27 protein-coding genes are annotated in these 26,198 nt (G+C 72.4%); 10 read left to right on the plus strand and 17 right to left on the minus strand.

Annotated elements, in window-relative coordinates; genetic code table 11:
- Nucleotides 1–5 precede the first annotated feature (5 nt).
- Entirely contained in the window at nt 6–1,724 is a 1,719-nt protein-coding gene (locus F4562_RS24305) for an FAD-dependent oxidoreductase (RefSeq protein ID WP_184540986.1), read from the minus strand.
- 268 nt (nt 1,725–1,992) lie between these two features.
- Between F4562_RS24305 and F4562_RS24310 the strand changes: the two genes are divergently transcribed.
- On the plus strand, nt 1,993–3,264 hold the full coding sequence (locus tag F4562_RS24310; RefSeq protein ID WP_184540985.1) for an acetate/propionate family kinase: 1,272 nt from the start codon (nt 1,993–1,995) through the stop codon (nt 3,262–3,264).
- A complete protein-coding gene (locus F4562_RS24315) occupies nt 3,261–3,776 on the plus strand; it encodes a DUF6789 family protein (RefSeq protein ID WP_311733949.1) in 516 nt (171 codons plus the stop codon). The genes F4562_RS24310 and F4562_RS24315 overlap by 4 nt, the downstream gene beginning before the upstream one ends.
- 64 nt (nt 3,777–3,840) lie before the next feature.
- Here F4562_RS24315 and F4562_RS24320 read toward each other — a convergent pair whose 3' ends face one another.
- On the minus strand, nt 3,841–4,284 hold the full coding sequence (locus tag F4562_RS24320) for an isoamylase early set domain-containing protein (protein WP_184540984.1): 444 nt from the start codon (nt 4,282–4,284) through the stop codon (nt 3,841–3,843).
- Between the two features lie 312 nt (nt 4,285–4,596).
- On the opposite strand from F4562_RS24320, the gene F4562_RS24325 reads away from it, so the two are divergent.
- On the plus strand, nt 4,597–5,226 hold the full coding sequence (locus tag F4562_RS24325) for a nucleoside/nucleotide kinase family protein (protein ID WP_184540983.1): 630 nt from the start codon (nt 4,597–4,599) through the stop codon (nt 5,224–5,226).
- A gap of 245 nt (nt 5,227–5,471) precedes the next feature.
- On the opposite strand, the gene F4562_RS24330 is transcribed toward F4562_RS24325, so the two are convergent.
- From F4562_RS24330 to F4562_RS24385, 12 genes are all read right to left on the minus strand, one after another.
- The gene (locus F4562_RS24330; RefSeq protein WP_246473548.1) at nt 5,472–5,738 is read right to left on the minus strand and encodes a hypothetical protein; all 267 of its coding nucleotides are present in this window, start codon (nt 5,736–5,738) and stop codon (nt 5,472–5,474) included.
- Between the two features lie 155 nt (nt 5,739–5,893).
- Entirely contained in the window at nt 5,894–6,103 is a 210-nt protein-coding gene (locus F4562_RS24335) for a hypothetical protein (RefSeq protein WP_184540981.1), read from the minus strand.
- A 100-nt stretch (nt 6,104–6,203) separates the two neighbouring features.
- Nucleotides 6,204–6,737 (minus strand): PepSY domain-containing protein, encoded by a 534-nt coding sequence (locus F4562_RS24340; RefSeq protein ID WP_184540980.1) that lies wholly within the window; start codon nt 6,735–6,737, stop codon nt 6,204–6,206.
- Nucleotides 6,738–6,907: 170 nt separating this feature from the next.
- Nucleotides 6,908–7,918: a sugar kinase gene (locus tag F4562_RS24345; RefSeq protein WP_221206772.1), complete on the minus strand. Its 1,011-nt coding sequence runs from the start codon at nt 7,916–7,918 to the stop codon at nt 6,908–6,910.
- 26 nt (nt 7,919–7,944) lie between these two features.
- The gene (locus F4562_RS24350; protein ID WP_184540979.1) at nt 7,945–8,601 is read right to left on the minus strand and encodes a bifunctional 4-hydroxy-2-oxoglutarate aldolase/2-dehydro-3-deoxy-phosphogluconate aldolase; all 657 of its coding nucleotides are present in this window, start codon (nt 8,599–8,601) and stop codon (nt 7,945–7,947) included.
- 2 nt (nt 8,602–8,603) lie between these two features.
- Nucleotides 8,604–9,749 carry a galactonate dehydratase gene (dgoD, locus tag F4562_RS24355; RefSeq protein WP_184540978.1) on the minus strand — a complete coding sequence of 382 codons (1,146 nt, stop codon included), beginning with the start codon at nt 9,747–9,749 and terminating at the stop codon, nt 8,604–8,606.
- Nucleotides 9,746–10,459 (minus strand): FadR/GntR family transcriptional regulator, encoded by a 714-nt coding sequence (locus F4562_RS24360; protein ID WP_311733948.1) that lies wholly within the window; start codon nt 10,457–10,459, stop codon nt 9,746–9,748. The genes dgoD and F4562_RS24360 overlap by 4 nt, the downstream gene beginning before the upstream one ends.
- Nucleotides 10,456–11,241, minus strand: a complete 786-nt coding sequence (locus tag F4562_RS24365; protein ID WP_184540977.1) for an SDR family NAD(P)-dependent oxidoreductase — start codon at nt 11,239–11,241, stop codon at nt 10,456–10,458. Before F4562_RS24365 ends, F4562_RS24360 begins: the two co-directional genes overlap by 4 nt.
- Nucleotides 11,238–13,262 carry a beta-galactosidase gene (locus F4562_RS24370; protein WP_246473549.1) on the minus strand — a complete coding sequence of 675 codons (2,025 nt, stop codon included), beginning with the start codon at nt 13,260–13,262 and terminating at the stop codon, nt 11,238–11,240. Before F4562_RS24370 ends, F4562_RS24365 begins: the two co-directional genes overlap by 4 nt.
- Nucleotides 13,259–14,308, minus strand: coding sequence for a carbohydrate ABC transporter permease (locus tag F4562_RS24375; RefSeq protein WP_184854795.1), 1,050 nt, complete (start codon nt 14,306–14,308; stop codon nt 13,259–13,261). The genes F4562_RS24370 and F4562_RS24375 overlap by 4 nt, the downstream gene beginning before the upstream one ends.
- Nucleotides 14,302–15,258: a carbohydrate ABC transporter permease gene (locus tag F4562_RS24380; RefSeq protein ID WP_221206770.1), complete on the minus strand. Its 957-nt coding sequence runs from the start codon at nt 15,256–15,258 to the stop codon at nt 14,302–14,304. The genes F4562_RS24375 and F4562_RS24380 overlap by 7 nt, the downstream gene beginning before the upstream one ends.
- Before the next feature lie 2 nt (nt 15,259–15,260).
- On the minus strand, nt 15,261–16,628 hold the full coding sequence (locus F4562_RS24385; protein ID WP_184540975.1) for an ABC transporter substrate-binding protein: 1,368 nt from the start codon (nt 16,626–16,628) through the stop codon (nt 15,261–15,263).
- A gap of 268 nt (nt 16,629–16,896) precedes the next feature.
- Here F4562_RS24385 and F4562_RS24390 point away from each other — a divergent pair, with 268 nt between their 5' ends.
- Nucleotides 16,897–18,396: an Nramp family divalent metal transporter gene (locus F4562_RS24390; protein ID WP_184540974.1), complete on the plus strand. Its 1,500-nt coding sequence runs from the start codon at nt 16,897–16,899 to the stop codon at nt 18,394–18,396.
- 184 nt (nt 18,397–18,580) lie between these two features.
- Here F4562_RS24390 and F4562_RS24395 read toward each other — a convergent pair whose 3' ends face one another.
- The gene (locus tag F4562_RS24395) at nt 18,581–19,567 is read right to left on the minus strand and encodes an alpha/beta fold hydrolase (RefSeq protein WP_184540973.1); all 987 of its coding nucleotides are present in this window, start codon (nt 19,565–19,567) and stop codon (nt 18,581–18,583) included.
- 352 nt (nt 19,568–19,919) lie between these two features.
- Between F4562_RS24395 and F4562_RS24400 the strand changes: the two genes are divergently transcribed.
- The 3 genes from F4562_RS24400 to F4562_RS24410 all read left to right on the plus strand — a co-directional run bounded on the left by F4562_RS24400 (nt 19,920) and on the right by F4562_RS24410 (nt 21,761).
- Nucleotides 19,920–20,159, plus strand: coding sequence for a hypothetical protein (locus F4562_RS24400; protein WP_184540972.1), 240 nt, complete (start codon nt 19,920–19,922; stop codon nt 20,157–20,159).
- A complete protein-coding gene (locus F4562_RS24405) occupies nt 20,156–20,626 on the plus strand; it encodes a MarR family winged helix-turn-helix transcriptional regulator (RefSeq protein WP_184540971.1) in 471 nt (156 codons plus the stop codon). The genes F4562_RS24400 and F4562_RS24405 overlap by 4 nt, the downstream gene beginning before the upstream one ends.
- A 220-nt stretch (nt 20,627–20,846) precedes the next feature.
- The gene (locus F4562_RS24410) at nt 20,847–21,761 is read left to right on the plus strand and encodes a Sco1979 family transcriptional regulator (protein ID WP_184540970.1); all 915 of its coding nucleotides are present in this window, start codon (nt 20,847–20,849) and stop codon (nt 21,759–21,761) included.
- A 146-nt stretch (nt 21,762–21,907) separates the two neighbouring features.
- On the opposite strand, the gene F4562_RS24415 is transcribed toward F4562_RS24410, so the two are convergent.
- Nucleotides 21,908–22,561 (minus strand): TetR/AcrR family transcriptional regulator C-terminal domain-containing protein, encoded by a 654-nt coding sequence (locus F4562_RS24415; RefSeq protein WP_311733947.1) that lies wholly within the window; start codon nt 22,559–22,561, stop codon nt 21,908–21,910.
- 75 nt (nt 22,562–22,636) lie between these two features.
- Here F4562_RS24415 and F4562_RS24420 point away from each other — a divergent pair, with 75 nt between their 5' ends.
- The 3 genes from F4562_RS24420 (at nt 22,637) to F4562_RS24430 (ending at nt 25,540) form a co-directional block, all read left to right on the plus strand.
- On the plus strand, nt 22,637–24,169 hold the full coding sequence (locus F4562_RS24420; RefSeq protein WP_184540969.1) for an FAD-dependent monooxygenase: 1,533 nt from the start codon (nt 22,637–22,639) through the stop codon (nt 24,167–24,169).
- A 157-nt stretch (nt 24,170–24,326) separates the two neighbouring features.
- Nucleotides 24,327–24,743: a RidA family protein gene (locus F4562_RS24425; RefSeq protein ID WP_184540968.1), complete on the plus strand. Its 417-nt coding sequence runs from the start codon at nt 24,327–24,329 to the stop codon at nt 24,741–24,743.
- Between the two features lie 98 nt (nt 24,744–24,841).
- The gene (locus F4562_RS24430) at nt 24,842–25,540 is read left to right on the plus strand and encodes an alpha/beta fold hydrolase (RefSeq protein ID WP_184540967.1); all 699 of its coding nucleotides are present in this window, start codon (nt 24,842–24,844) and stop codon (nt 25,538–25,540) included.
- Here the strand turns inward: F4562_RS24430 and F4562_RS24435 are convergent.
- The gene (locus F4562_RS24435) at nt 25,494–26,126 is read right to left on the minus strand and encodes a helix-turn-helix domain-containing protein (RefSeq protein ID WP_184540966.1); all 633 of its coding nucleotides are present in this window, start codon (nt 26,124–26,126) and stop codon (nt 25,494–25,496) included. The two genes, F4562_RS24430 and F4562_RS24435, sit on opposite strands and share 47 nt — an antisense overlap.
- Between the last annotated feature and the right edge of the window lie 72 nt (nt 26,127–26,198).

The raw sequence follows: 26,198 nt of genomic DNA on the forward strand, positions 1-26,198 counted from the left end.
GGCTGTCACTTCCTCCCCGCGTCCCCGTCGGCGTCCGTGTCCGCGTCGGCATTCCCGGCCGCGTCCGCGTTCGTGCCCGCATTGGCGTTCCTCGTCGCGCCCGCGTTCCCGTCCGCGGCAACGCCCGTGTCCCCGTCGGCGTCCGCGGTCGTGTCACCTGATACGACCGTGTCCGTGCTGTCCGTGCTGTCCGTGCTGTCCTTGATGTTCCCGTCCGCGTCGACGTCGAGCCGCCGGAGGGGATCGACGGCGGGTCCCTGGAGCACGGAGCCGTCCACGCCGAACCGGGAACCGTGGCAGGGACACTCCCACGTACGCTCGGCGTCGTTGAAGCCCACGACGCATCCCAGGTGGGTGCAGACCGCCGAGACCGCGTGGATCTCGCCGTTCTCGTCGCGGTAGACGGCCGAGCGTCGGCCGCCCACCTTGAGGACCGCGCCTTGTCCCCGTCCGAGGTCGGCCACGGCGCCGACCGGCCCCGAACCCAGTCGGTCACCCACGAAGTGCTTGGCGACGGACGCCTGGAACTTCACCATCTGGGCCGCCTCCCGCAACGGGTGCAGCCGCCGGGGGTCGTAGAGCCCGCTCCACGGCCGCTCCTCCCCGCTGATCAGGGCGGCCAGCAGCAGACCGGACATGACGCCGTTGCTCATGCCCCACCCCCCGAACCCGGTGGCCACGTAGGCGTGCCGGGCACCGGGGTGCAGCGGCCCCACGAAGGGCAGCCGGTCGGTGGTGCCGTTGTCCTGGGCCGCCCACCGGTAGGTGATCCGGTCGGCGCCGAACCGTTCGGCGGTCCACGCCTCCAGGCGCGCGAAGCGCTCGCCGACCCCGCCGGTGCCGGGCTTGAACGACTCGCCGGTGACGATCAGCAGGCGGCGTCCCCCGTCGTACGGCGCGGTGCGGACCGAGCGGGTGCCCTGCTCGGTGGTGATGAACATGCCGCCCGGGTCGCGGTCCGCGGGGATCGGCACGGCGACGACCAGCTCGCGGTGGGGCTCCATCCGGGTGAACAGCAGCGAACGGTCGAACACCGGGTAGTGCGTGGCGACCACTACGTCCCGGGCCGTGACGGTCGTCCCGCCGGCCGTGGTCACCCGGCACGGCGTGCCCTCGTCCAGTTTGACCACGCGGCTGTTCTCGAAGACGAGGGCCCCGCGGGCGGTCATGGCCTCCAGCAGCCCCAGCAGATACCTGCGCGGGTGGAACTGGGCCTGCCCCTCCACGCGGACCGCCCCAGCGACGGGGAAGGGCAGCGGGGTTCCGGTGACGAACGAGGCCGCCAGGCCCGCCTCGCGCGCCGCCTCCGCCTCCGCGCGGACCTGCTCCAGGGTCTCGTCGCTCTCGGCGTAGGTGAAGGCGGGCACCGGTTCGAGATCGCAGTCGACGCCGAGTTCGGCGGTGGTCCGCGCGACGTGCTCGACGGCCTCCTGCTGCGACCGGGCGTACAGCCGCGCGGCCTCCGTCCCCGCCGACGCGCTCAGCCGCGCGTAGATCAGGGTGTGCAGCGACGACAGTTTCGCCGTGGTGTGGCCGGTGACGCCCGCGGCGACGCGGCCGGCCTCCAGCACCGCCACCGACCGGCCCGCCCTGGTCAGCTCCCAGGCCGCGCTCAGGCCGGCGATCCCGCCGCCGACGACGGCGACGTCCACCTCCACGTCTCCCGTGGGTTCCGGGTACGGCCGGCCCGGTGCGGTTTCCAGCCAGAAGGAGTGCATCGTCATGGTCAAGCCCTTTCCGGCCTGGATCCTCGTCGTGCCGACCGTTCGGAAACCGCCATACCCCCCTCCCGACGCTGAAACGGCGACACGCCGGCCGGGGCGGTGGCTCGCCTGCCGGAAAAGCGGCGACATGCTTGCCGGAGTGATGGCGCGCATGCCGGAGGCGGCGACACGCCGGCCGGGGCGGTGGCTCGCACGCCGGGCGGCGGTCGGAGGTCCGGTTCCGGCGGGCGGCTCGTTTGCCGGTCGCCGGCCCGGGCACGCGGCAGGCATGGGAATCACTGATCCGGCGGTGCTCACCGTCAACGCGGGATCGTCGAGCCTCCAGCTCCACCTCGTCCGGGGCGACCGGGTCCTGCGCACCGAGCACAGTGAGCACAGCCCCGATCCCGGGACGTCCGCGCAGGTGATCGCGGACTTCCTCGACGCCGCCCCCGGCTGCGATCCGGTGGCGGTCGGCCACCGCCTCGTGCACGGCGGCGAGGCCGTGCGGGAACCGACGGTCGCCGACGACGGCGTGCTGGCCGCGGTGCGGCGGTACGCCGACCTCGCCCCGTTGCACGTGCCGCCCGCGCTCGCGCTCGTCGAGGCCGCGCGGCGGCGGCTGCCCGGCGTCCCGCACGTGCTCTGCCCCGACACGGCCTTCCACGCGGCCCTGCCGGAGGAGGCCGCGACCTACCCGCTGCCCGCCGAGTGGCGGAGCCGGTACGGGCTGCGCCGCTACGGCTTCCACGGGCTCTCCTACGCCTGGACGCTCCGGCGGGCCGCCGAGCTGCTCCGGCGGCCCGCCGCGACGTTGCAGGTCGTCCTGGCCCACCTCGGCGGGGGCTCCTCGGTGTGCGCGGTCCGCGAGGGCCGCAGCGTGGACACCTCGATGGGGTTCACCCCCCTGGAGGGGGTGCCGATGAGCAAACGGTCGGGCAGCGTCGACCCCGGCATGCTCATGTGGCTGCTGTCCGGTTCCCGGCTCTCGCTCGACGAACTCCGCGAGGGGCTGGAGCACCGCTCCGGCCTGCTGGGGCTCTCCGACGGCAAGTCGGGCGACACCAGGGAACTGGTCGACTCCGACGACCCCGCCGCCGCCCTGGCCTTGTCGGTGTTCGCGCACCGGGTCAGCCGGGAGATCGCCGCCGCCGCGACGAGTCTGGACCGGCTGGACGCACTGGTCTTCACCGGGGAGATCGGCTGGGACCAGCCGGAGGTCCGCGACGCGGTCTGCCGCCGGCTCGCGCTCGTCGGCGTCCGCCCGCCGGTCCGGGACGCCGCTGATGCAGCCGATGGTGACGCCGACGGGCCGGTCAGCGCGCCGGACGCGGCTGTTCCCGTGCTGGTGGTCCGGCCGCGTGAGGAGCTTCAGCTCGCCCGCGACACCCTCGGCGTACTCGACCGCGCCTCGGAGGAACACCGCGAGGGCCCCGGGACGAGGGGAGACCGGCCAGACGCCGGGACGGAGACGGACGCCGGACCGGAGAAGGGTGCCGGGACGGAGACGGGCGTCGGGCCGGGAAACGGGACCGAGGCGGAGAAAGGGGGCCGGCCGTGAAGCGTGATCTGGTGAAGGGGGCCGCGGGCGGAGCGTTCGCCACCGCGGTGATGAGCGTGGTGATGCTCGCCGGGACGCGGGCGGGCCTGATGCCGGACCAGCCGCCCAAGCGGATCGCCCGGGCGTTCCTCCCCGGGTACAAGCACCGGCCCAAGCAGGGCGAAGGTGTGCTGGGTGCGGTCACCCACTTCGGCTTCGGCTCCGGTTGCGGTGCCCTGCTGGCCCTGGCCTCCGGCGGGCGCCGCGTCCCGGTGGCGCTCGGCGCGGCCTACGGGCTGGCGATCTGGGTCGTCAGCTACCAGGGCTGGGTGCCGGGTCTCGGCATCCTGCCGCCGATCTCCCGCGACCGGCCGGGACGCCCGGCGGTGATGGCCGCCGGCCACGTGGTCTACGGGACGATGCTCGCCCTGGCGGTGAACCGGCTGCGCGCCGCTCCGCAGGACGGGCCGGGAACGGGGGGAGGCGACCCCGGTGAACGGCGGCCGGGGGCGGCGGAGACCTCCGTCTCCTGACACCCCGCCCCGTCCGGAGAGCGGGGCGTCCGTCCCGGACACCCGGTGAACGGTACGCCCGCCGTTACGAGGCCGCCATCGGGGTGACGGCCGACGAGCCGTTCGTAAGGGTCTGCGGCGACGCGAGCGCCTGTGTGGCGAGGGTCTGCGGCGCGGGCTTCTTGACGGTGCGCCTGGCCGCGGGCTTGACCGGGGCCTCCGGCAGGGCCATCGGGTCGATCCGGCTGATCGGGTCGAGGCGGCCACCGTGCTCGTCGTGGTGGTCGGCGTCGGCGTCGTCGAACCACACGCCGCCGTCCGCGAGGTAGCGGAAACGGATCGGCTGGTGTGCGGGCACGACGAGGCTCACCTGGTAGGTGCCGTCCTCCCCGCGCCGCATCGGGTGGGCGTAGGGGTCCCAGTCGTTGAAGTCGCCCACCACGGACACCCCGCCGTGGCCGTTGCCCTCAGGGATGGTGAACGTGATCTTGACCTGCCCGTTCTTGGTGGGTTTACCGCGCTTGATCACTGAAGTCCTCCTGACATCGCTGTCCGCCGTGCATGGTTCACCGTGATCTTGTTTGAGGGAAGACGTGAAGGTCACGCCGGCTCCCCCGAGCGTGCCCTCACGGAGGGAGCACGAGCGGGAGATCGACGCCCGGTCACGACCGAGCCGTCGGTCCACCTGGTTGGTTACCGCGCGTAGCCATGCGACAACCCGGGCGGGGTGATTTTTGGCCCGCATCACGTGCGATCTTGACTTGGGGATGGGGGCGACCGTCTCCGGAGGGGATTGATCCCGGCGAAACGGACATCACCCGCCGTCGGTCAGGATGGTGGAGTGGACGCACAGCCGATATCCCTGCCCTCGCTGGCCGAGGACCTCGCCGACCGGGTGGCCGCGGCGCCTCGCGACTCCTGGGTACGGGTCGCGTTCGACGGGGCCCCGGCGGCGCGACCGGGCGATCTCGCCGACGCGCTGACCGGCCCGCTCCGTCTCCGTGGCCGTGAGGTGCTCCGGGTCTCCGCGGACGACTTCCTGCGTCCGGCGTCGCTCCGGTTCGAGTTCGGCCGGACCGACCCGGACAACTTCTACACCGACTGGTACGACTACGGGGGCCTGGTTCGCGAGGTCCTGGCCCCGCTCGACCCGGGCGGGTCGGGGAAGGTGCTGCCTACGTTGTGGGACGCCGTCACCGACCGGGCCACCCGCGCGCCGTACGTCACCCTTCCCCCGGGCGGGGTGCTGCTGCTGGACGGCCCGCTGCTGTTGGGCCGGGGACTGCCGTTCGAGCTGACCGTGCACCTGTGGCTCTCTCCGGGTGCGCTGGCCCGGCGGACCCCCGAGAAGTGGCGGTGGACGCTGCCCGCCTACGCGCGCTACGCGGAGGAGACGGCGCCGGCGCGCTCCGCCGACGTGGTCGTCCGCGTCGACGATCCCCGGCACCCGGCGCTGGTCACCCGGGTCTGACGGTCGGCCGCACGTGGTTTCCCGCATCTCCCGACGGCGTCACCGGCCCGTGTCACGGTTCCCGCACCTTCCGGCCGTCCAGGTGCGGTCGCCTCGTTCGGGTCTCCGGTTCCGGTCGCCCGGGTGCGGTCGCCCCGTTCCGGCCGCCCGGGTGCGATCGGTCCGGGCCCGCTCCGCCGGAACGGTGAGGCGGGACGAGCCCGGCCGGGCCCGTCCCGCCTCACCGTCGCTCGATCGCGGGACCGCTACACCCCGGCGCGCGAAGGCATCCTCGTCTCGCCGTACATACCGGTCGTCTCCTCCGTCGGCATCGTCTCGCGGTGGGTCTCCTCGATGCGCAGGGCGATGCCCAGCGCGAAGAAGGTGGGTGCCCACTCGCCGATGAAGATCCCCCATCGGTCGGCCCGGTCCGTGCCCGCCTTCTCAGCCATCTGCGACGTCAGCCACGAGGCGAACGACAGGCCGATCGAGGCGACTCCGGCGGTGTACATCATCCCGGACTTCACGCCCATTTTGTGAAGCATACTGATCATTTCATCCCCCTGATGGTGGTTCGCTGTAATGGTTACCCCGGGAGATGTCGAATAACCGAGTGCGACATATTGCACGTCATGCTTCTCGTATCCGGATGAAAACCCCGGCCGGGCGGGGCCTGCGGCTCGGCCGGTCAGGGCTCGAGGCGCTGAAGCAGCCTCTCGCGGCGGGCTTCCAGCTCACCGAGGAGGGTCTCCTGGTCGTCGGCCTGGTTGATCAACAGCGACCGGTCGACGGCGTCGCCCGGACCCAGTTCTCCGACCTGGCTGCGCAACTCGCTCACCTCGGCACGGAGCCTCTCGATGTCTTCCTCGACCTGGCGAAGTTCGTCCTCAACACTCATCCGCTCCCCATACCCCCGCCTCGGCCGTAGATTCCGGCCGGGATCACGGCAGGAGACCGGCGGCCCCACCGGGTCACCGGTGGGGCCGAGCGCTCAACGATCAGTCGTCGTCCCGGTCGTTCTTGTCATCGGCATCGTTCTTGTCGTCGTCGGCGTCGTTGTCATCCGCCTCGTTCTTGTCGTCGACGTCGTCATCCCGGTCGTCCTGCCCGCCCTGAGCGGCCTGGCCGTTCTGGCCGTTCTGGTCGTCGGCGTCGTCGTCCGCCTCGTTCTTGTCGTCGCCGGTCTCGGTCTCCTGATCCTGCTTCAGGATCGCGCCGGTGGTCGCGTCGATGTCGAAGTCGTGCTCGACGTCCCCCTGGCGCAGCTCGATCTCCCAGGCGGCGGGGGCGTCGTCGTCCTCGAACTCGGCTGAGACGAGCCGGGCACCGGGCACCTTGTCCTGGGCGATCTTGATGGCCGCGTCGCGCTGGATCTTCGCCTGGGCCTCGCCGGCTTCGGGGGTGGGGGAGGCGTCCGAGGGGACGGGGGTCGGGGTGGGGGAGGTGTCTCCGGCGAAGGCCGCCGCGCCACCGCCGGTGACGGCGGCGAGGAGTCCGATGGTGGCGATGGTGAGTTTGGTCGTCTTCCGCATGTCTTCGAGAGTGCCGCCCACCCCGTTAGAGCCGCGCTGCGAGAACCCTAAAGGAAGGTTAAGCCCTCCGGCCCGGCCCTGAACGCCCTGCCCGGCCTGGCCCGGCCCTGCACGGCGGCTCCAGTGCTCCCGCCGCGACTCTTCACGGTGGCTCCGGTGCTCCCGCCACGTCAGCGGACGGTGTCGCCCGCCGCGAGGGAGAGCAGGCCGAGCTCCTCCCGTGTCGGCAGGCCGTGCCAGTCGCCGTGGGTGGCCACCGCGAACGCGCCCAGGGTGACGCCCCGCTCCAGCCGGCCGGCCGGTGACAGGCCGTCCAGCAGGCCGGACAGGTACCCGGCCACGAACGCGTCCCCCGCCCCGATGGTGCTCGCCACCGGGACCCGGCGTGCGGGCAGCCGCACGTGCTCGCCGCCCGCCCACACCTCGGCCCCCGCCGACCCGTGCTTGACGACCACCTCGGCCACCCCCGCGGCCAGCGCGTCCCCCGCTCCGCCGGGGGCGACGATCGGCAACTCGTCATACGAGGCGACCAGCACGTCCACGTACGGCAGCAGCGGGCCGAGCACGGCCGACGCCGCGGCGGCGTCCCAGAGCCGGGCGCGGTGGTTGACGTCGAGGCACACGCGCGTGCCGAGCTCCTGGGCCCGTCGTACGGCGTGCTCGACCGCAGCCCTCGGCCCGGGTCCGAGCGCCGGGGTGATCCCGGTGACGTGCAGGATCCCGGGCGGCCCGCCGGCCGTCAGCGCGGCCGTCACGTCGGCGATGCCCAGCGCCGACCCGGCCGAGCCCGACCGGTAGTAGTGGACGCGCGAGACGTCGCCGATCCGGTTCTCCTGAATGAGCAGGCCCGTCGGCCGTTCCGGGTCGATCCGGACCGTGCCCGTGTCCACGGCCTCGGCGCGCAGTGTGCGCAGCACCAGGGCGCCGAGTTCGTCGGCGCCGACGACACCCGCCCAGCGGGCGGTGTGGCCGAGCCTGGCCAGGCCGATCGCGACGTTCGTCTCCGCGCCGGCGATCGACAGGGTGAGGTCGCCGCCGAGGCGGAGCGGTCCGGAGCCGTGCAGGCAGGCCATCGTCTCGCCCAGGGTCAGCACGTCGAACGGGGTCTCGCCGCCGGTCGCGGTTCCGCCGTTCCAGGAGCCGCCGGTCGCGGCCCGGTCGTTCCGGGAGCCGCCGGTCACGGGCCGCTCGTCTCCCGCGCCGCCGGTCACGACCCGACCGCTTCGAGGAAGGCGCGGGCACGCCCGCGCAGGGCGGTCAGGTCACCGCCGTGCGGGGCGTCCCCGACGAGGGGTGAGCCCACGCCGACGGCGACGGCTCCCGCGTCGAGGTACGGACCGACCTGGTCGGCCCGTACCCCGCCGACCGGGACGAGCGGCACGGCAGGGAAGGGGTCGCGCAGCGCCGACAGGTAACCGGGCCCGCCCGCCGACGCGGGGAACACCTTGACCGCGGTCGCCCCGGCCCCCACCGCGTTCCACACCTCGGTCGGGGTCATCGCGCCGATCAGGACGGGGACACCGAGCTCGACGGCGCGCAGCGACCCGTCGCCCATGGCCGGGGTCACCGCGAAACCCGCGCCGGCCGCGACGGCGGCGTCCGCGTCGGCCGCGGTCAGCACCGTTCCGGCGCCGAGGACCACACCGCCGTCCAACTCGGCGCGCACCCGGGCGATGACGTCCAGGGCCCCGGCGCCGGTCAGCGACACCTCCAGCATGTCGACGCCCTCCTCGACGAGCGCGCACGCCGTGCGGAACGACGCCTCGGGGTCACGCCCCCGGATGATGGCCAGCAACCGGCGGGCCCGGAGCAGGTCGAGGAGGCCGGCCGGGGCGACCTGGCCGGTCGCGTCGGGAATGTTCATCGTCACCACTCCGCCATCGATCCGTCGTCGTGTCGCCACAGCGGGTTGCGCCACGCGTGGGGCCGCCGGTCCGCCTCCCGCACCGCCCGTTCGTCCACGGTCACCCCGAGGCCGGGCAGCGGCGTCCGGTGGGCGTGCCCCCGGACGAAGGCGAACGGCGCCGGGTCGAGGACGTAGTCGAGCAGCTCCGCCCCCTCGTTGTAGTGGATGCCCGCGCTCTGCTCCTGGATGAGGAAGTTCGGGGTGGCGAAGGCGATCTGGAGGCTGGCGGCCAGCGCGATCGGCCCCAGCGGGCAGTGCGGCGCCAGTTGCACGTCGAACGTCTCGGCGAGCGCGGCGATCCGCCGCACCTCCGAGATGCCGCCGGCGTGCGAGAGGTCGGGCTGGGCCACGGCGAGCCCGGAGGTCAGCGCGGGCAGGAAGTCCGAGCGGGAGTACAGGCGTTCGCCGAGCGCGATGGGCACCTCGGTCGACGCGGTCAGCTCGCCGAGCCGGTGCAGGTACTCCGGCGCCAGCGGCTCCTCCACGAACATCGGGTGCAGGTCCGCCACCGCCGCGATGACCCGCCGTGCGCTGGCCGTGCCGGCCCGCCCGTGCAGGTCGATCGCGAAGTCGCGGGAGGGGCCGAGCACCGACCTGGCGATCTCCGCGCGCTCGACGACGGCGGCCAGCTCAGCGGCCGGGACGGACCTGGCCATGATGCCGGAGCCGTTCATCTTGACCGCGGTGAACCCGGCCTCGACCTGCTCCTGGATCACCTCGCGCAGCTCGCCGGGGTCGTCGCCGCCGACCCACGCGTACACCCGGACGCGGTCTCTGACCGGCCCGCCCAGCAGCGCGTGCACAGGCGCGCCGTAGTGCTTGCCGGCGATGTCCCACAGCGCCTGGTCCAGCCCGGCGACCGCACTGGACAGCACCGGGCCGCCCCGGTAGAAACCGCCCTTGGTCAGGACCTGCCAGTGGTCCTCGATGCGCAGCGGGTCCTGGCCGAGGAGGTACTCGCCGAGGACGTCCACCGCGGCCCGCACGACCTCGGCTCTGCCCTCGACGACCGGCTCGCCCCAGCCGACGACGCCGTCGTCGGTCTCGACCCGGCAGAACAGCCAGCGGGGCGGGACGAGGAACGTCTCGATCCTTGTGATCTTCACGTGGTCTCCAGGTGCAGGCGCTCGACGTCGTGCCACGCCTTGGCCAGCAGCTCGCGCATCGCCGCCTCGGCGGCCGCGGCGTCGGCCGCCCTGATGGCGTCGAGCACAGCCTGGTGGCTGGGCACCGGGTCGTCGCTGTCGTGGGAGCCGTGCACGAGCCGGTCACGCCCGGCGAGCCCGGCCCCCATCACGACCTCCATGCGGACCAGCAGTTCGTTGCCGCCCGCCGCGAGCAGTGCCCGGTGGAAGCGCAGGTCCGCCTCGACGACCGCGGCCGGGTCACCGGCCACGCCGGCCTCCGCCATCCGGTCGAGCGCCGCCTGCAGCTCCGCGAGCTGCTCGGGGGTGCGGCGTCGCGCGGCCAGACTGGCGACCGGCGGCTCGACGATGGCCCGCAGCTCGTGCAGGTCGCGCAGGAAGCCGTGGTCGGGGCGGCCGGCGAACTTCCACCGGATCACGTCGCCGTCGAGCAGGTTCCAGTCGGAGCGCGGGCGGACGTAGGTGCCCAGTTTGGGCCGGGCCGCGATGAGCCCCTTGGCGGTGAGCACCTTCATCGCCTCGCGCAGCGCGGTCGAGCTGACTCCGAGCCTCTCTTGCAGGGCGACGACGTCGAGGCCGTCCCCCTCCCTGCACTCACCGCTGAAGATCATCGCGGCGAGCGCCTCGACGGTCTGCCCGTGGAGGCCCCGCCCGCTGTACACCGCCATCATGCCGAGTCCTTCACTACGCTCCATCCGCCGTCGACGACCAGCGACGCCCCTGTGATGAACGACGCCTCGGGCGACGCCAGGAAGGCGACGGCCGCGGCGACCTCCTCGGGGGAGCCGAACCTGCGCAGCACGGTCGCCCTGACGCTGTCCGCGCGGCCCTCCTCGTCGACCCGGTCCCAGGCCGGGGTCATGATCGGGCCGGGGATGACGCAGTTGACGCGCACGGCGGGGCCGTACTCCACCGCGAGCTGCCGGGTCAGCGCCGTCAGACCGCCCTTGGCCGCCGCGTAGGCGGGATGCCCGGGGAGGCCGACGAGGGCGTGCACCGATGAGGTGATTACCATGGCGCCGCCGGTACGGGCAAGATCGGGCAGGAGCCGCCGGGCCGCGAGGAAGGTCCCGGTGAGGCTGACGCCGATCTGCCGGTTCCACGACTCCAGCGAGGTCTCGTGCGCGGGTGCGACATCGACGGTGTACGCGTTGCTGACGATCACGTCGACCGGTCCCCACCCGGCGACGCGGTCCCAGGTGTCCTCGCGGGAGACGTCCCCCGCGAGGAAACCGGCCCGGCCGCCGTCCGCGCGCAGCTCCGCCGCCAGCGCCTCCCCGGCCTCGGACACGTCGACGACCAGCACGGCCGCGCCTTCGGCGGCCAGCCGCCTGGCGGTCGCCGCGCCGATCCCGGACGCGCCTCCGGTCACCACGGCGGTCCTGCCGCCGAAGCGGCCCGTCACCGCCCCGCCGGCCCGGTCCGGGCCGGCTCCCCCGTAGGCGTGGTTCATCCCGTCGCCTCCCGGCGGACCACCGCGACGTCGTGGGGCGCCAGGTCGACGCCCGCGGCCCGCACCGGCCGGTCGCCGTGGTTGAGCAGGAACAGGAACCGCCGGCCGTCCCCGGCGACCCGGACGACCGCCTCGACCCCGTCGGGCAGCCCGGCGACGGCGGGGGAGACCCCGGCCAGCGCCAGCGTGTCGCGGACGACCCCGCGCATGGTCTCCTCGTCGGGGCGGGTGCCCAGGTAGGTGGCGGTGCCCGCGCCGAAGGCGTTCCGGGTGACCGCGGGCAGCCCGGCCAGCGGGCCGTCGCCGTAGCGGGCGAGCTCGGCGGTGCCCTCGGGCACGATGTGGTCGGCCCACAGGTCCGCGGACCCACCGAACCCACCGGACCCACCGGACCCCGCGGCCCCATCGGACCCTCCGGCCCCGCCGGGGACGAGCGTGACGTGCTCGCCGTCGCTCAGCGGCCAGAACTCCTCGACCCGCAGCCCGAGCGGTTCGCGCAGGGCACCCGGGTAGCCGCCCAGGCGGACGCGGTCGCACTCGTCGACGATCCCGCTGAAGAACGACACCAGCAGGTGTCCGCCGGCCCGGACGTACTCGCGGAGGTTGTCCGCGGCGGCGTCGGAGCACAGGTAGAGGTTGGGCACGACCACGAGCCGGTAGCCCGACAGGTCGGCCGTGGGCGGCACCACGTCCACGGTGACGTTCTCCCGCCACAGTGGTGTGTAGTGCGCGCGCAGCCGCTCGGGCAGCTTCAGCTCACCCGGCCGGGCGTCCAGCTCCAGGGCCCACCAGTTCGACCAGTCGTGCACGATCGCGACGTCCGCGTGGATCCGCGAGCCCGTCACGTCGCGCAGGTCGCCCAGCTCGGCACCCAGCGCGGAGACCTCGCGGAAGATCCGGTTGTCGGTACCGCCGTGGGAGACGATCGCCGAGTGGAACTTCTCGGCGCCGCCCGCGGAGGCGCGCCACTGGAAGTACATGACCGCGTCGGCCCCCCGCGCCACCGCCTGGTGGCTCCACAGGCGGTTCAGGCCCGCGTGCTTGGGCCGGTTCGGCGGCCGGTAGCTGATCGCGCCGGGTGCGCTCTCCATCATCAGGTACGGTTGCCCGCCGCGCAGCGAGCGCATCAGGTCGTGGAAGAACGCGGCGTCGATGTGGGCCCGGGGGTCCTTCGGCTCCGGGTAGATGTCGAGCGCCACGATGTCGAACTCCTCCGCCCAGGAGAAGTAGTCGACCGACCGCCACAGGCCCATGATGTTGGTCGTCACCGGCACGTCCGGGGTCAGCTCCAGCAGTGCCGCGCGCTCGGCCCGGTAGCAGGCGAGCAGGGCGTCGGAGCTGAAGCGCCGGAAGTCGAGCTCCTGCGCGGGGTTGGTCAGCGTCGGGGCCGTCCGGGGCGGGTGCACCTCGGCCCAGTCGGTGACGCGCTGACTCCAGAAGGTCGTCGACCAGGCGTCGTTCAGCGTGTCGAGGTCGCCGTACCGCCCGTGCAGCCAGCGCCGGAAGTCGTCCGCCGACACCTCGCAGTAGCACTCGTCCAGGTGGCAGCCGTACTCGTTGCCGACGTGCCACAGCGCCAGGGCCGGGTGGCCGCCGTACCGCCCGGCGAGCTGCCGGGCGAGCGCCACAGCGGCGTCGCGGTAGACGGGGGAGCTGGGGCAGTAGTGCTGGCGCGAGCCCGGCCGGAGCGTGACCCCGTCGCGGGTGACCGGCAGGGTCTCCGGGTGGAGCCGGGGCATCCACGACGGCGGGGAGGCGGTGCCGGTGGCCAGGGAGACCGCGATCCCGGCCTCGCCGAGCAGGTCCATGACCTCGTCGAGCCACCCGAAGTCGTACGTGCCGGGGGAGGGCTCGACCGTGCCCCAGGAGAAGATGCCGAGCGTGACGATGGTGACCCCGGCCTCCCGCATGAGACGCACGTCCTCACGCCAGACGCCGGGCGTCCACTGCTCGGGGTTGTAGTCGGCGCCGAAGCCGAGGCCGTCGAGCCGGTCGTAGAGGTGGGTGATCCTGCTGTTCAACCCTTGACGCTCCCTGCGGTCAGCCCCGCGCGCCAGAAGCGTTGCAACGAGGCCATGGTGAGGACGAGGAGGAGTGCGGACACGGCGGCGCCGGTGACCGTGAGTTCGTAGAACGCCGGGTCGCGGAAGGTCTGCGAGTTCCACTGCGCCAGACCCAGCGTGACCGGGTAGAGCCGCTGGTCGGAGAGCATGACCAAGGGCAGGAAGTAGTTGTTCCAGACGCCGATGAACTGGAACAGGAAGATCGTGACGAGCGCCGGGCTCATGATCTTCAGGGCGATCCGGAAGAAGATGCGGTACTCCCCGGCGCCGTCCAGCCGCGCCGACTCCAGCAGCGCGTCGGGGATCGCCGCGTTGGCCTGGATGCGTGCCAGGTAGACCCCGAAGGGGCTGACCACGCTGGGCAGCAGCACCGACCAGAAGGTGCCGGTGACGCCCACCTGGCTGAAGATCAGGTACGTCGGCAGCGCCAGCACCGTGGCCGGCACGAGCACCCCGGCGAGCACCAGGTTGAACAGCGCCTCCCGGCCGGGGAAGGGGTACTTGGCCATCGCGTACCCGGCGCAGGCCGACAACAGGGTGGCGATGAGGGCACCCACGCCGGCGTACAGGAAGCTGTTGAGGATCCACCGGCCGAACAGGCCCTGGCTGAAGATCAGGTACGTCGGCAGCGCCAGCACCGTGGCCGGCACGAGCACCCCGGCGAGCACCAGGTTGAACAGCGCCTCCCGGCCGGGGAAGGGGTACTTGGCCATCGCGTACCCGGCGCAGGCCGACAACAGGGTGGCGATGAGGGCACCCACGCCGGCGTACAGGAAGCTGTTGAGGATCCACCGGCCGAACAGGCCGTCGTCGGTGCCGAACAGCCGGGAGAGGTTGGCGCCGAGCTGCGGGTCGGGCGACCAGAAACCGAAGGTGCCGAACAGGTCGGCCGAGCTCTTGGTGGCCGCGACCAGCACCCAGACGACCGGCAGCAGGAAGTAGACGGTGGCCGCACCCAGCAGGGCCAGGACCACGACGGTGGAGGGGCGGATCCGCCTCACCATGCCCGGTTCCCCTTCCGGTTGACGAGGCGGAGGAACCCGAACGAGATCACGAACGACATGATCGCGATCAGTGTGGCCTCCGCGGACGCGAGGTGGATGTTGCTCTGGGCGAACGCCTGGTTGTACGCGGCCAGGTTGGGCGTGTAGTCACTGTTGATCGCCGTGGTGAGCGGTTTGAGGACGAGCGGCTCGACGAAGAGCTGGAGCGTGCCGATGAGGGTGAACACCGTGATCAGGACGAGCGGGGCACGCACCAGCGGCACCTTGACGTGCCAGGCGATCCGCAGCTCGGTCGCGCCGTCGACCCGGGCCGCCTCGTACAGCTCCTGCGGGATCGCCTGGAGCCCGGCGATCAGGACGAGCATGTTGTAGCCCGCGAACTGCCAGGTGGAGATGTTGGCGATGGCCAGCAGCACCGTGTCGGGGCCGAGGAAGTCGTGCGGCAGGCCCGCCGCGGCCAGCATGTCGATCAGCGGGCTGGTCTGCGGCACGTACAGGAAGCCCCACAGCAGCGAGGCGATCACACCGGGCACGCCGTAGGGGAGGAAGAACGAGACCCGGAAGAACGCCCGGAAGCGCGCCTGGGCGGAGTCGAGGAGCAGGGCCAGCGCCAGCGCGCAGACCACCATGATCGGGACTTCGATCAGGCTGAACAGCAGCACCCGGCCGACGCTGCCGACGAAGGCCGGCGAGGTCAGCGCGGTGACGTAGTTGTCCAGCCCGGCGAAGTCGAGGGTCGGCTCGGTCAGGCCGAGGCCGCTGCTGGTGAGCTTGAAGAAGCTCTGGTAGACCGCGTAGCCGATCGGCGCCAGGAAGAACAGCGCGAAGACCGCGAAGAACGGCGCGACGAACACCGCGACGTGCGACCGGGAGCGGCGGGGGTGCCGCGGACGGCCGTGGTCCGCCCCCGTCCTGACGTCGGGCTTCTCCTTGTGCAGCACCCCCGTCACCGTCAGCCTCCCGTCGCCACGTTGAGGCCCTTGGCCTTGAGCTGCTCGACCATCGCCTGCTGGGTCTTGGCGAAGGCGTCGGCGAGCGTGCCCTCGCCCTGCACCGCGGCCTTGGCGTTGTCGGTGACGGAGGCGTAGAGCGCGTCGCTCACCGGAGGCCAGCGCCAGTCGCTGCTGACGGCCGCGTCGGCCTCCTTGAAGACGTCCCAGATGTTCTGGCCGCCGTAGAAGGGGAAGACCGTGTCGTCCTTCTGCAGGTTGGTGATCTGGCCGGTGTCCTTGATCGACGGCCAGCCGTACCCCGCCGACAGCAGGATGTTGACGCTCTGCGGGTCGCTGTTGAGCCAGACCGCGAAGGTGGTGGCCTCGGCCGGGTGCTTGGTGCCCTTCAGCACGGCGGAGGCGGAACCGCCGCCCCAGCTCGCCGAGGTGAACGCGGAGGCGCCGGGCCACTGCGGGATCGGGGCGACGGCCCACTTGCCCGAGGTCTTCGGGGCGTTGCCGCGGATGATCGCGTCACCCCAGGAGCCGCCGATCCAGCCGACGATGCCGCCGGTCTGCAGGTCCTTGTACCAGGCGTTCGACATGTCGGCCTCGGTCTTGACCAGCTTGTCGTCGAGCATCTTCTGCCAGTAGTCGGCGACCTTGCGGGTGTCGGGGTTGTCGATCGTCACCTTCCAGGCGTCGCCCTCGGTGGAGAACCACTCCTGCCCGGCCTGCTGGGCGAGCGCGATCATCCAGGGGGCCTGGTTGGCGGCGAAGGTCGAGATGTAGGCGTCCTCGTCCTTCTGGCGGATCGTCCTGGCCGCGGCGGCGAAGTCGTCCCAGGTCTTGGGGGGCTGGATGCCCCACTTGTCGAACAGGTCCTTGCGGTAGTAGAAGCCCATCGGCCCGCTGGCCTGCGGGATGGCGTAGACCTTGCCGCCGAAGACGCCGGTCTGCCACTGCCAGTCGACGAACTTCGCCGCGTGCGGCGCGGCGTGCTGGGTGATGTCCTCCAGTGCCCCGTTGACCAGGAACGAGGGCAGGGAGTCGTAGCCGACCTGCGCGATGTCGGGGGCGTTGCCCGCCTTGACGCCCGCGAGCATCTTGGCGTAGCCGCCGTCGGGGCCGGCGGTGATGGTCTCCAGCTGGACCTTGATGCCGGGGTGGGCGGAGTTGAAGGCGTCGACGGCCTTCTGGATGTCGGGCACCCAGGACCAGAACTTCAGCGTGACCGGGTTGGCCGGGTCGCCGCTCGCCGGGGCCGAGGCCGGTCCGGCGGCGGGGACGCCGGTCGAGCCGCCGCCGCAGGCCGCGGTCAGGCCCATCGCCGCGACGGTGGCGGCCACAGCCGCCAGCCGCGTCGCCCTTGGAATCTTCGATCCCATGCTGAGACTCCCTGTGAACGAGAGGAGATGCCCGGTGGAGGGCTTCCGGGCGTGCCGTGCAGACCTGCAGGATCCGATTACCGGGGGAGATTAGTCGTATTTTATTAATAATACAAGGGTGTTTCCAGGTCGTTACATTAGGTGACACATGCCCTCTGACCTGCTGCCGATCATCGCTGTCGACGTCTCGGTCGCCGGGGTCTTGCCCATGCGCGCGCCGAGGGGCACTGTCGGAATGAGGGGGTCTCACACGCCCTGGAGGGTCGCCATGACCGATGTCATCCACCCCTCCCACCCGCTCGGGGTCAGCCGTCCGGACCTCGCCGTCGCGGACCTGCCCGAGCCCGAGGAGGTCTTCCACGTCTCCCGGCTCGGACCCGTGGAACTGTTCAAATACGCCGTCGGCCCGAGCCTCATCGCCCTCGGCATCTCCATCGGCAGCGGTGAGTGGCTGCTGGGGCCGCAGGCCGTCGGCCAGTACGGGTTCGTCGGGGTCGGCTGGGTCATCCTGGTCTCGGCCGTCCTGCAGACGTTCTACAACGTCGAGTGCTCGCGGTATGTCATGGCGACCGGCGAGGTGCCGGTGGTCGGCTGGGGGCGGGTGCCGCCCGGGTTCCGGATCTGGGTGCCGCTCTCGGTCTTCATCGTCATCTTCGCCTTCATCGCCGGAGGCTGGGCCGCCTCCGCCGGGCAGGGCGTCTACGCGCTCGTCCACGGCGAGATCGCCCCCGCCGGCGCTGAGGAGCCGCGACTGTGGGCGATCGCCCTGCTGGTGCTCGTCTTCGCCATCACCGCGGCCGCCCGGCGGATCAGCCGGGTCCTGGAGCTGGCCAACTGGGTCATGATCAGTGCGATCCTGGTCGGGCTGCTGCTCATCGACCTGTTCGTGGTGCCGTTCGGGATCTGGTGGGAGGCGATCCGCGGCTTCGTCACCCCCGCCGCGCCGCCCGCGGGGATCACCGCGACCCAGCTCGGCGGGCTGGCCGGGTTCACCGCCCTGGCCTCCGGGCTGAACTGGTACGTCATGGGCCACTACCGCGACAAGGGCTACGGCATGGGCTACCGGGCCGGCTTCCTCGCCGGCATGCGCGGGCCGCGCAAGGAGCTCCTGGCCAGCGGGGTGACCTTCCCCGACGACCGTCCGAACGCCGCCCGCTGGCGCCGGTGGTACCGCCTGCTGCTGATCGACATGTGGGGCGTCTTCTTCATCGGAGCCCTGCTCGGCATGCTGCTGCCGACCATCCTGATGGCCAGGGCCGTGGAGCTGTCCGGCCGACGGCCGACCCAGGCGGACGTGCCGACGTTCGTCGCGACCGTCATGGGCGCCGAGTACGGCCGGGCGATGTTCGTCGGCGCGCTGGTCCTGGGCGTGCTGATCCTCTTCTCCACCCAGCTCGGCATCTTCGAGGCCATGGTCCGGGTGACGACCGACGCCGCCCACGCCACCAGCCCCCGGCTGCGGGCGCTCGTCGAGGGCGACCCCCGCCGGTTCTACTACCCGTTCATGATCGGCCTGCTGGTCGTCATCGCCGTCGTCCTGCACCTGGCGCTCCCGGTGAGCCTGGTGCAGTGGTCGGCCAACATGTCGAACCTGGGTGCGCTGATCTACCCGTTCCTGCTCATGTACCTCAACTCCAAGCTGCCCCGGCCCGCCCGCCCCCGCTGGTGGCACTACGTGGTCCTGGTGCTGAACTTCCTGTTCTTCGGGTTCTTCTTCGTCAACTTCATCGCCGACTTCGTGGGCGACCCGCTGGTGACGTTCGGCTGACCCCGAAGCGGCCGGGGGCGGCCGGTCACCGTCCCCGGCCACCCGGCCACCCGGTCGCCGGCCCCGGCCACCCGGCCGGTGGTCGGTCCGCATCCGGCCCGGTCGTCGGAGCGCGGGGCGGCGCGTGTCACGGAGGGTGGCGCGTGTCACGGGTGGCGGTGCGTGTCACGGATCAGGGCGTGTGTCACGGGCGGCTCGCCGCGGCCACCTCGGCGATGGCCCCGACCACCAGTTCCGGCTCGGCCAGGTGGATGTAGTGCCGCTCGGTCCCGGCGGCCACGTAACGCCCGTGGGCGGACAGCCGGGCGACCCCCTCGTAGTAGCCGGCGGACATGCTCCCGCGGGCGCCGATCACCACGACGGGCTTCTCCCCCCACTCCCCGGGGCGTTCGGTGGCGTGGACCTGTTCGGAGCTGGTCACGAAGGACGCCGCCTCCTCGGCCGCCGTGCCCATCGAACCGGGGCCGTAGACGACCGGGGCGTGTTTCGTCGCCAGGGCCGGGGAGTCGGCCACCGCCAGCCGGTCACCGAACAGCCTGGCCAGGCCGATCCGGGCGGCGGCCTGGTAGAGGCGCATCTGCCCGACGATGACCGAGGTCAGGTCCCGGGTCGCGGCGATCGCCGGTTCGGACGCCTCCGTGACGTCCACCAGCACCATCCCGGCCATCCGCTCGGGATGGCGGTGGGCGAGCATCCGCAGGACGTGCCCCCCGTAGGAGTGACCGGCCAGCACGAACGGGCCCTTCTCCCCGGCCCGCTCCAGCAGCGTGTGGAGCTCCTCGGCGGCGCGCGTGGCGTCCCTCGGGCCGGGTCCGGCCTCGCTCCAGCCGTATCCGGCCCTGTCGTAGGAGCAGGAGCGCAGCGACCGGCGGGCGAGCGCGGTCTGCACGTCGTCCCAGGTGGCCGAGGCCTCGCCCCAGCCGGCGTCCAGGATCACGGTCGGGCTCCCCGAGCCGACACAGCGCAGGTGGAGCCGGTGGCCCCCGACGTCCACCAGCTTGCCCGGCGCCGGATGACGGGTGGCGTCGCCGCCCTGGGCGATCGTCTCCGCCCCGTAACCGGCCGCCGCCAGGACGAGCAGCGTCACCAGTGCCCCGCCCAGCACCCGCCCTGTCCACCGCAGCCATCTCCGTCGCGCCGGTCGTTCCCGCCCGGATCCGGCCTTGCTCATGTGTCCTCGCTTTCCGTGTGAGTGCGGTGGCGTGTCACCGGGCGGCCCGCGGTCGCCGGTCGCCGTCGGTCAGCGTCTCAGTGGGACGGTTCCGGATGTATCGGCCCTTCGGCCGGTCGGGGCGGCCGAAAGGACATGATCTCCGGCCTGCGCCGTGCGACCCGGGGATGATCCCGTCATGCCGCGGTATCGGTTCCCGCTCGCGTTCTGGATCGCTTCCGGTTCACGTCCCGGCCCGGCTCTCGCCCACGGCCGGGGCGGCCCCGTTCGCTCCGGCCGTGGGCAGGTTCACGTTGACATCATATGGCTTGCCATGTAATTTACATGGCAAGCCATATATTGGAGTGGAGCAATGGTCACAGCATCCCGACGGCGGGTCGGCCCGAAGTGCGTCCGCGACGCCCAGCGCCTCGCTCACCTGGTCGCCGGCTTCGCCGTCGTCGCGTACGTCTACCTCACCCCCCCGCCGGGCTCGCCCGCCCAGTTCATGATCCGCTGGGTCCTCATCCCGGCTCTGATCCTGTCCGGGGTGGCCCTGTGGCAGTGGCCGAAGATCCGGCGGTCCCTGCGGCGTCGCGGGGGGCGGGCATGACCGCCGGAGCCGGGGAGCCGCTGCACCGTCACTCCTCCCTCGGGTATCAGGTGAACCACCTGGGGCGGTTGCTCGCCCAGGCCCTGCGGGCCCGCACGGCGCCGCACGGCGTCGTGCCGGGCCAGTTCGCCCAGCTGTTGGCCCTCTACGAGCAGGACGGGCTGACCCAGAACCAGCTCTGCGAACGGGTGCGGATCGACCAGTCGACCATGGCCCACACCCTCCAGCGCATGCAGCGTGACGGCCTCGTCGAGCGCGCCGCCGATCCCGCCGACCGCCGCCGGGTACTGATCACTCTGACCGGGCGTGCGCGGGAGCTGGAGAGCGATCTCGTCCGGGCCGCGGGCGAGGTCAACGCGGTGGTGACCCGCGGGCTGACCGAGGAGGAGGTGACGGGATTCATGCTGACGCTCTCGCGGTTGATCGAGAATCTCGAGGCCGACTCGGCGGGTGGGGTGCAGTCTTAGACCGGAATCCCTTGAAGGCGCCGCAGCGACTCCCCGTCTGGAGCCTGGCACCTTTTCGGACAGAAGAACTGGCGGGAAAACGTATCCTTAAAGTGCCTTTTTCTTCATTGTGCAATTACAGCTGCACGTGCAACGGTATGTGCGCACCGGCGGCGTGGTTGGCCGCTCGCCGGATATGTGAAACTGGTGTATCGGGCAAAAGGTACGACAGGGAGCCGGCATGGCGAGACAGAGTGCCGAACAGAGTGTGACCCAGGGCGGAATCCTCGCCCAGCCGGGTGGTGGTGGCCCCACCATCCTGCGCATTCTTCTCGGTGCCCAGTTGCGTCGGCTCCGCACGGCCAAGGACATCTCCCGGGAGCAGGCCGGCTACGCCATCCGGGCCTCACACGCCAAGATCAGCCGCCTGGAGCTGGGGCGGGTCGGTTTCAAGGAGCGCGACGTCGCCGACCTGCTGACCCTGTACGGGGTGACCGATATCGAGGAGAGGGCCCCGCTGCTCGCGCTGGCCCGCCAGGCGAACGCCCCGGGCTGGTGGCACAAGTACGGCGACCTCCTCCCCAGCTGGTTCGAGGTCTACGTCGGCCTCGAAGAGGCCGCCTCGGTCGTCCGGACCTACGAGGTGCAGTTCATCCCCGGCCTCCTGCAGAGCCCGGAGTATGCGCGCGCGGTCATCATGCTCGTGCACGGAGGCGCCTCCCCCTACGAGGTCGACCGCCGCGTCGCGCTCCGGATGGCCCGCCAGGAGCGGCTGACCAGGCCGGACGCGCCGGCGCTGTGGGCGGTGATGGACGAGGCCGTGCTGCGGCGCCCCATCGGCGGGCCGCAGGTGCTGCGTGACCAGGTCGACCACCTGCTCAAGGCGACCGAGCTGCCCAACGTCAGCCTGCAGATCATGCCGTTCGACCGGGGCGGCCACGCCGCCGCCGGCGGCCCGTTCTCCATCCTGCGGTTCCCGGAGCGTGACCTGCCCGACGTGGTCTACATGGAACAGCTCACCAGCGCGCTCTACGTCGACAAGCTGGAGGAGACCGACCACTACATGCAGGTCATGGACCGCCTGTGCGTCCAGGCGTACTCGGTCGCCGAGAGCAAGCGGTTCCTGGAGAGGCTGCGCGCGGAGCTGGCGGACTGACGCCGCCGTCTTCCGTCCGGAGCCGCCGTCTCCCGGCCGCATGTCCGGGGACGATGCTGGACGGCGGCACTGGAGGATGACCTGCGACGCGTCGGCGTCCTCAACCCACTCTCAAGGCGCACCCGACCGGCTTCCGGGACGGTCTCCTACCGGCCGTCGCCGCCGGGCGTCCGTGCCGGTTCCCACGCGGGGCCGGCGGACGCGCCGGTGCGCAGGGACCTGACGATCAGGTCGAGGCCGAAGTCGTGGCGCTCCGCGAACGTGCCGCCCGCCAGATGGCCGAACACCCGGGTCAACGCGGGATGCGCGTGCGGGGAGACCGCCTCGGCGAGGGTGTCCGCGAGTTCGGACGCCCCCTGCTCCTCCTGGGTCAGGCCCAGCGTGAAGTACACCAGGACCCAGCACGCCCACGCGGCGTCCCTCTCCGGCAGCCCGCCCGAGAGCAGGCAGGCGACCATCGCCTCGGCCGTGCGCAGGGTGTGCCGCTCGGCCGCGTAGGTGCCCGCCACGATCCGCGCGCCGTCGCGGTGGGCCAGCAGGGCCCCGCGGTACCTGCGGGTGATCTCGCGTATCCGCTGCTCCCAGTCGTCCGGCAGGTCGTCCAGGGACAGGTCGGCCAGGATGACGTCGGCCATCAGCTCCAGCAGCCGGGCCTTGGTCTTCACGTGCCAGGAGACCGTGTTGAGCCGCACTCCGAGCCGGTCGGCGACCGCCCGCAGGCTCACCGCGTCGGCGCCTCTCTCGTCCAGCAGGCCGAGGGCGGCCTCCACGATCTCGTCCTGCCGCCGGGTGGTCGTCACGTCTCACCCACTTGCGCTTTGGTCACTGACCAAGTGTACTGGTCGCCATTGTTGGTCACTGACCAAGGAGTCCTCGTGGAACAGGTAATCGTCGTCGGAGGCGGGCCGACCGGCCTCTGGGCAGCGTGCGAACTGCGCAGAGCCGGACTGCCCGTCCTCCTCCTGGAACGCCGGACGGAGCGCAGCCCGCACTCCAAGGCGCTGACGCTGCATCCCCGCACGATCGAGGTGTTCGCGATGCGAGGACTGGAGGGTCCCTTCCTCGACGAAGGGATCAAGCTGCCGACCGGCCACTTCGGCGGCCTGGAGCACCGGCTGGACTTCCGGCCGCTCGACACCCCGTACCCCTTCACGCTCCTCTACCCGCAGGCGGGCACCGAGGAGATCCTGGAACGGCACGCCCTCGACCTGGGGGTCCGGATCCGCCGGGGGCACGCCGTGACCGGCCTCCGGCAGGACGAGGCGTCGGTGGGCCTGGAGGTGTCCGGCCCCGACGGTGACTACGCCGAGCGGGCGGAGTACGTCGTCGGCTGCGACGGAACGGGCAGCACGGTACGCCGGGCGGCCGGCATCGCCTTCCCCGGCAGCGACGCCACGATCGTCGGCTACCTCGGCGACGTCCGTCTCGACGCCCCGCCGCCGCCCGGGTTCTTCAGGCACGGCGCCGAGGGCACGGTGATGGCCGTGCCGCTGCCGGGCGGGCTGCACCGTTTCGTCGGCGTGGACCCGGCCGGGCAGGACGTCGCCGGCACCGACCTGACCTTCGGGGAGTTCCGGGAGACGGTGACCCGCGTCGCCGGGGAGGACTTCGGGATGCGCGACCCGGTCTGGCTCTCCCGCTTCGGCAACGCCACCCGGCAGGCGGCCGAGTATCGCAGGGGGCGGGTCCTGCTCGCCGGGGACGCCGCGCACATGCACTTCCCCACCGGCGGGGTGGGGCTCAACGTGGGCGTGCAGGACGCGATGAACCTGGCCTGGAAGCTGGCCGCGCGGATCCGGGGGCAGGCGCCGGACGGACTGCTGGACACCTACCACACCGAGCGGCACCCGGTGGGGGCCGCGCTGCTGGAGAGCAGCCTGGCGCAGACCGCGCTCCTCGCCGGGTTCTCCCCCGCCGGGCGGGGCCTCCGCTCACTCCTCTGCCGTCTCGTCGCGGACCATCCGGAGCTCTCGCTCGACCTCGCCCGGCGGCTGTCCGCACTCGACGTCGCCTACCCGTCCACCGGCCCGTCGGCGCACCCCCTCACCGGTACCAGGACCCCGGACCTGTACCTGGCGGGTGATCCGGAGGCCCGCGTGTACGACCTGCTGCGCACCGGCCGCCCCCTGCTGCTCGACCTCTCCGGCACCGCCCCGGCCGGTGCCGGCCTCGCGGGGGGAGCGCTGGAGGCGGCCGGACCGCGGGCGCGCGCTCTCGGAATCGAGGTCCGTTCCGGAACCCTGACCGGGGCCCCGCGGCCCGGATGGTCGACGGCCGGAGCCGTGCTGATCCGCCCCGACGGCCACGTGTGGTGGGCGGGCGACCAGCCGTCGGACGCGGCGCTCGGCACCACCGCCCTGGAGGCGCTCTCCACGTTGTACCCCGCGCCGCTCCCCGGAGCGGCCTGACCCCGTACGGGCCCCCGCTCTCCCTCCCCCGCCCGACCGTTGTCTCGCCCCCGCCCCGCCCTTCGCCCCCTGTCCCTGCCTCGCCTTCGTTCCCCGCCCCGCTCTTCGTTCCCTCCCCCCTGCCCCCGCCCTTCGCCCCCTGCCCAGGAGATCCGATATGTCCGTGACACGCGTCAACCCCGCCGGCGTCCACGCGCTGCCTCAGCTCATCACCCAGGTGACCGTCGCCGAGCGGCGCCGGCTCGCGTACGTCTCCGGGCAGGTGGCCTGGGACGAGAACGGCGAACCGGTCGGCAGGGGAGACCACGCCGCGCAGATCGCGCAGATCATCCGCAACCTGGACGCCTGTCTCGCCTCGGTCGGCGCCACCCGCTCCGACCTCGTCAAGGAGACCGTCTACGTGGTCGAATACGTGCCCGACCTGGCGCCCGTCATCATCGGCGCGCTGCGCGAGGGGGTCACCGCCCCGCCGGCGAGCACGCTCGTGGCGGTGCCCGCCCTTTTCGCGCCGGAGTTCCTCATCGAGGTGGAGGTCGTCGTCGCGATTCCGGATCATGCCTCTGAGGCAATTTAAATTGCCTTAAAGGTTGACCGTGTGAGGCGTGCTCGGAGATGCTGTCCGGCACGGCGGCCGTGTCACCGGGTGACCGGCGCCGCGGAGAAAGGTGCGCCATGGCGACGTATGTGCTCGTCCACGGTTCCTGGGGCGGCGGATGGATCTGGGGACGCGTGCGTCCGGCGCTGGAGGCGGCCGGGCACCGCGTCCTGGCGCCGAGTCTGACCGGACTCGGCGACCGCCACCATCTCGCGGGCCCCGGGGTCGGCCTGGGCACCCACGTCCAGGACATCGCCCGGCTCCTGGAGTGGGAGGAGATCGACGACGCCGTCCTCGTCGGGCACAGTTACGGCGGGATGGTGGTGACCGGCGTGAGCGCCGTCGCCGGCGCGCGGATCTCCCGGGTCGTCTACGTCGACGCCTTCGTCCCGCGCGCCGGCCAGTCCGCCTTCGACATCCTGTCCTGGCTGCGCGAGGCGTTCGTCCCGTCGGACGGCGGGCCGTCCTGGGCCGTCGCGCCGATGGACTTCGCGGCGCTCGGCGTGACCGACCCGGCGGACCTGGACTGGCTCGCGGCCAGGGCCACGCCGCAGTCGCGGCTGACCCACGAGGAGCCCGTCGGTCCGGGGGTCGAGGAGGCGCTCTCCTCGATCCCGGTCACCTACCTGCACTGTACGGGCCAGCCGCACTTCGACGACGTCGCCGCCGACGCCGCCCGGCGGGGTTTCCGGGTGGTCGCCCTGGACGGCTGCGGTCACATGGCGATCGTCACCGATCCCGGGCGGCTGGTCGCCGAGCTGCTGTCACCGGCGTAGCCTCCCGGGACGCCGGCGGCATCGGATGGGAGGCGGGCGTGGGCGCCGCCGTCGACACGATCAGCACCGTCACCGTGCCGTCGCCCTCGTTGGCCAGGCTGTGCGGGCGGCCGGAGTCGAAGTGGACGGCGTCGCCCTCCTCCAGGACGACGGGCTCGCCGTCGAGGACGAACCCGGCGCGACCGGAGAGCACGTGCAGCCACTCCTCGCCCGCGTGCCGGGCCTCCTCGGAGCGGCTGCCCGGCGGAAGCTCCACCCGCATCACGGACACGGCCGCGCGCGGGCCGCTCAGCACCGTGTAGCGGCCGTCCCGTCCCTGGTGCGCCGTCGCGTCGGCCGCGCGCAGCAGGTGGTAGTCGCCGCCGGGCCGCCCCTCGACCAGTTCGCCGACCGAGACGCCGTAGACCCTGGCGAGCTGGAGCAGGGTGCCGACGGACGGCTGGCGCTCGCCCTTCTCCAGGCGGGACAGGTACGGGGCGGACAACCCGGTCCGTTCGGCGAGCGCGTTCAGCGTCATGCCGCTGCGGGTGCGCAGCGCCTGTAGCCGCCGGGCGACCAGAAGGTCGATGTCCGAGCCGTTCTCCATGGGGCGACGTTACACGCCCGGAAGACTCCGGCGGACGGCCGTGGCCTTCACGCCGGAGAACCCTTCCTTTTG

This window comes from Streptosporangium becharense (assembly GCF_014204985.1).
In the GTDB taxonomy this organism is placed as follows: Bacteria; Actinomycetota; Actinomycetes; order Streptosporangiales; family Streptosporangiaceae; genus Streptosporangium; species Streptosporangium becharense.

Bases quoted from the DNA above. Each gene is read 5' to 3' on its own strand.
- F4562_RS24430 (WP_184540967.1), top strand. From the start codon at position 24,842: ATGGCGACGTATGTGCTCGTCCACGGTTCCTGGGGCGGCGGATGGATC.
- F4562_RS24350 (WP_184540979.1), bottom strand. From the start codon at position 8,601: ATGAACATTCCCGACGCGACCGGCCAGGTCGCCCCGGCCGGCCTCCTC.
- F4562_RS24395 (WP_184540973.1), bottom strand. From the start codon at position 19,567: ATGAGCAAGGCCGGATCCGGGCGGGAACGACCGGCGCGACGGAGATGG.
- F4562_RS24385 (WP_184540975.1), bottom strand. From the start codon at position 16,628: ATGGGATCGAAGATTCCAAGGGCGACGCGGCTGGCGGCTGTGGCCGCC.
- F4562_RS24330 (WP_246473548.1), bottom strand. From the start codon at position 5,738: ATGGGCGTGAAGTCCGGGATGATGTACACCGCCGGAGTCGCCTCGATC.
- F4562_RS24410 (WP_184540970.1), top strand. From the start codon at position 20,847: ATGGCGAGACAGAGTGCCGAACAGAGTGTGACCCAGGGCGGAATCCTC.
- F4562_RS24375 (WP_184854795.1), bottom strand. From the start codon at position 14,308: ATGGTGAGGCGGATCCGCCCCTCCACCGTCGTGGTCCTGGCCCTGCTG.
- F4562_RS24305 (WP_184540986.1), bottom strand. From the start codon at position 1,724: ATGACGATGCACTCCTTCTGGCTGGAAACCGCACCGGGCCGGCCGTAC.
- F4562_RS24335 (WP_184540981.1), bottom strand. From the start codon at position 6,103: ATGAGTGTTGAGGACGAACTTCGCCAGGTCGAGGAAGACATCGAGAGG.
- F4562_RS24400 (WP_184540972.1), top strand. From the start codon at position 19,920: ATGGTCACAGCATCCCGACGGCGGGTCGGCCCGAAGTGCGTCCGCGAC.
- F4562_RS24340 (WP_184540980.1), bottom strand. From the start codon at position 6,737: ATGCGGAAGACGACCAAACTCACCATCGCCACCATCGGACTCCTCGCC.
- F4562_RS24360 (WP_311733948.1), bottom strand. From the start codon at position 10,459: ATGATGGCGGTGTACAGCGGGCGGGGCCTCCACGGGCAGACCGTCGAG.
- F4562_RS24405 (WP_184540971.1), top strand. From the start codon at position 20,156: ATGACCGCCGGAGCCGGGGAGCCGCTGCACCGTCACTCCTCCCTCGGG.
- F4562_RS24435 (WP_184540966.1), bottom strand. From the start codon at position 26,126: ATGGAGAACGGCTCGGACATCGACCTTCTGGTCGCCCGGCGGCTACAG.
- F4562_RS24425 (WP_184540968.1), top strand. From the start codon at position 24,327: ATGTCCGTGACACGCGTCAACCCCGCCGGCGTCCACGCGCTGCCTCAG.
- F4562_RS24390 (WP_184540974.1), top strand. From the start codon at position 16,897: ATGACCGATGTCATCCACCCCTCCCACCCGCTCGGGGTCAGCCGTCCG.
- F4562_RS24310 (WP_184540985.1), top strand. From the start codon at position 1,993: ATGGGAATCACTGATCCGGCGGTGCTCACCGTCAACGCGGGATCGTCG.
- F4562_RS24365 (WP_184540977.1), bottom strand. From the start codon at position 11,241: ATGAACCACGCCTACGGGGGAGCCGGCCCGGACCGGGCCGGCGGGGCG.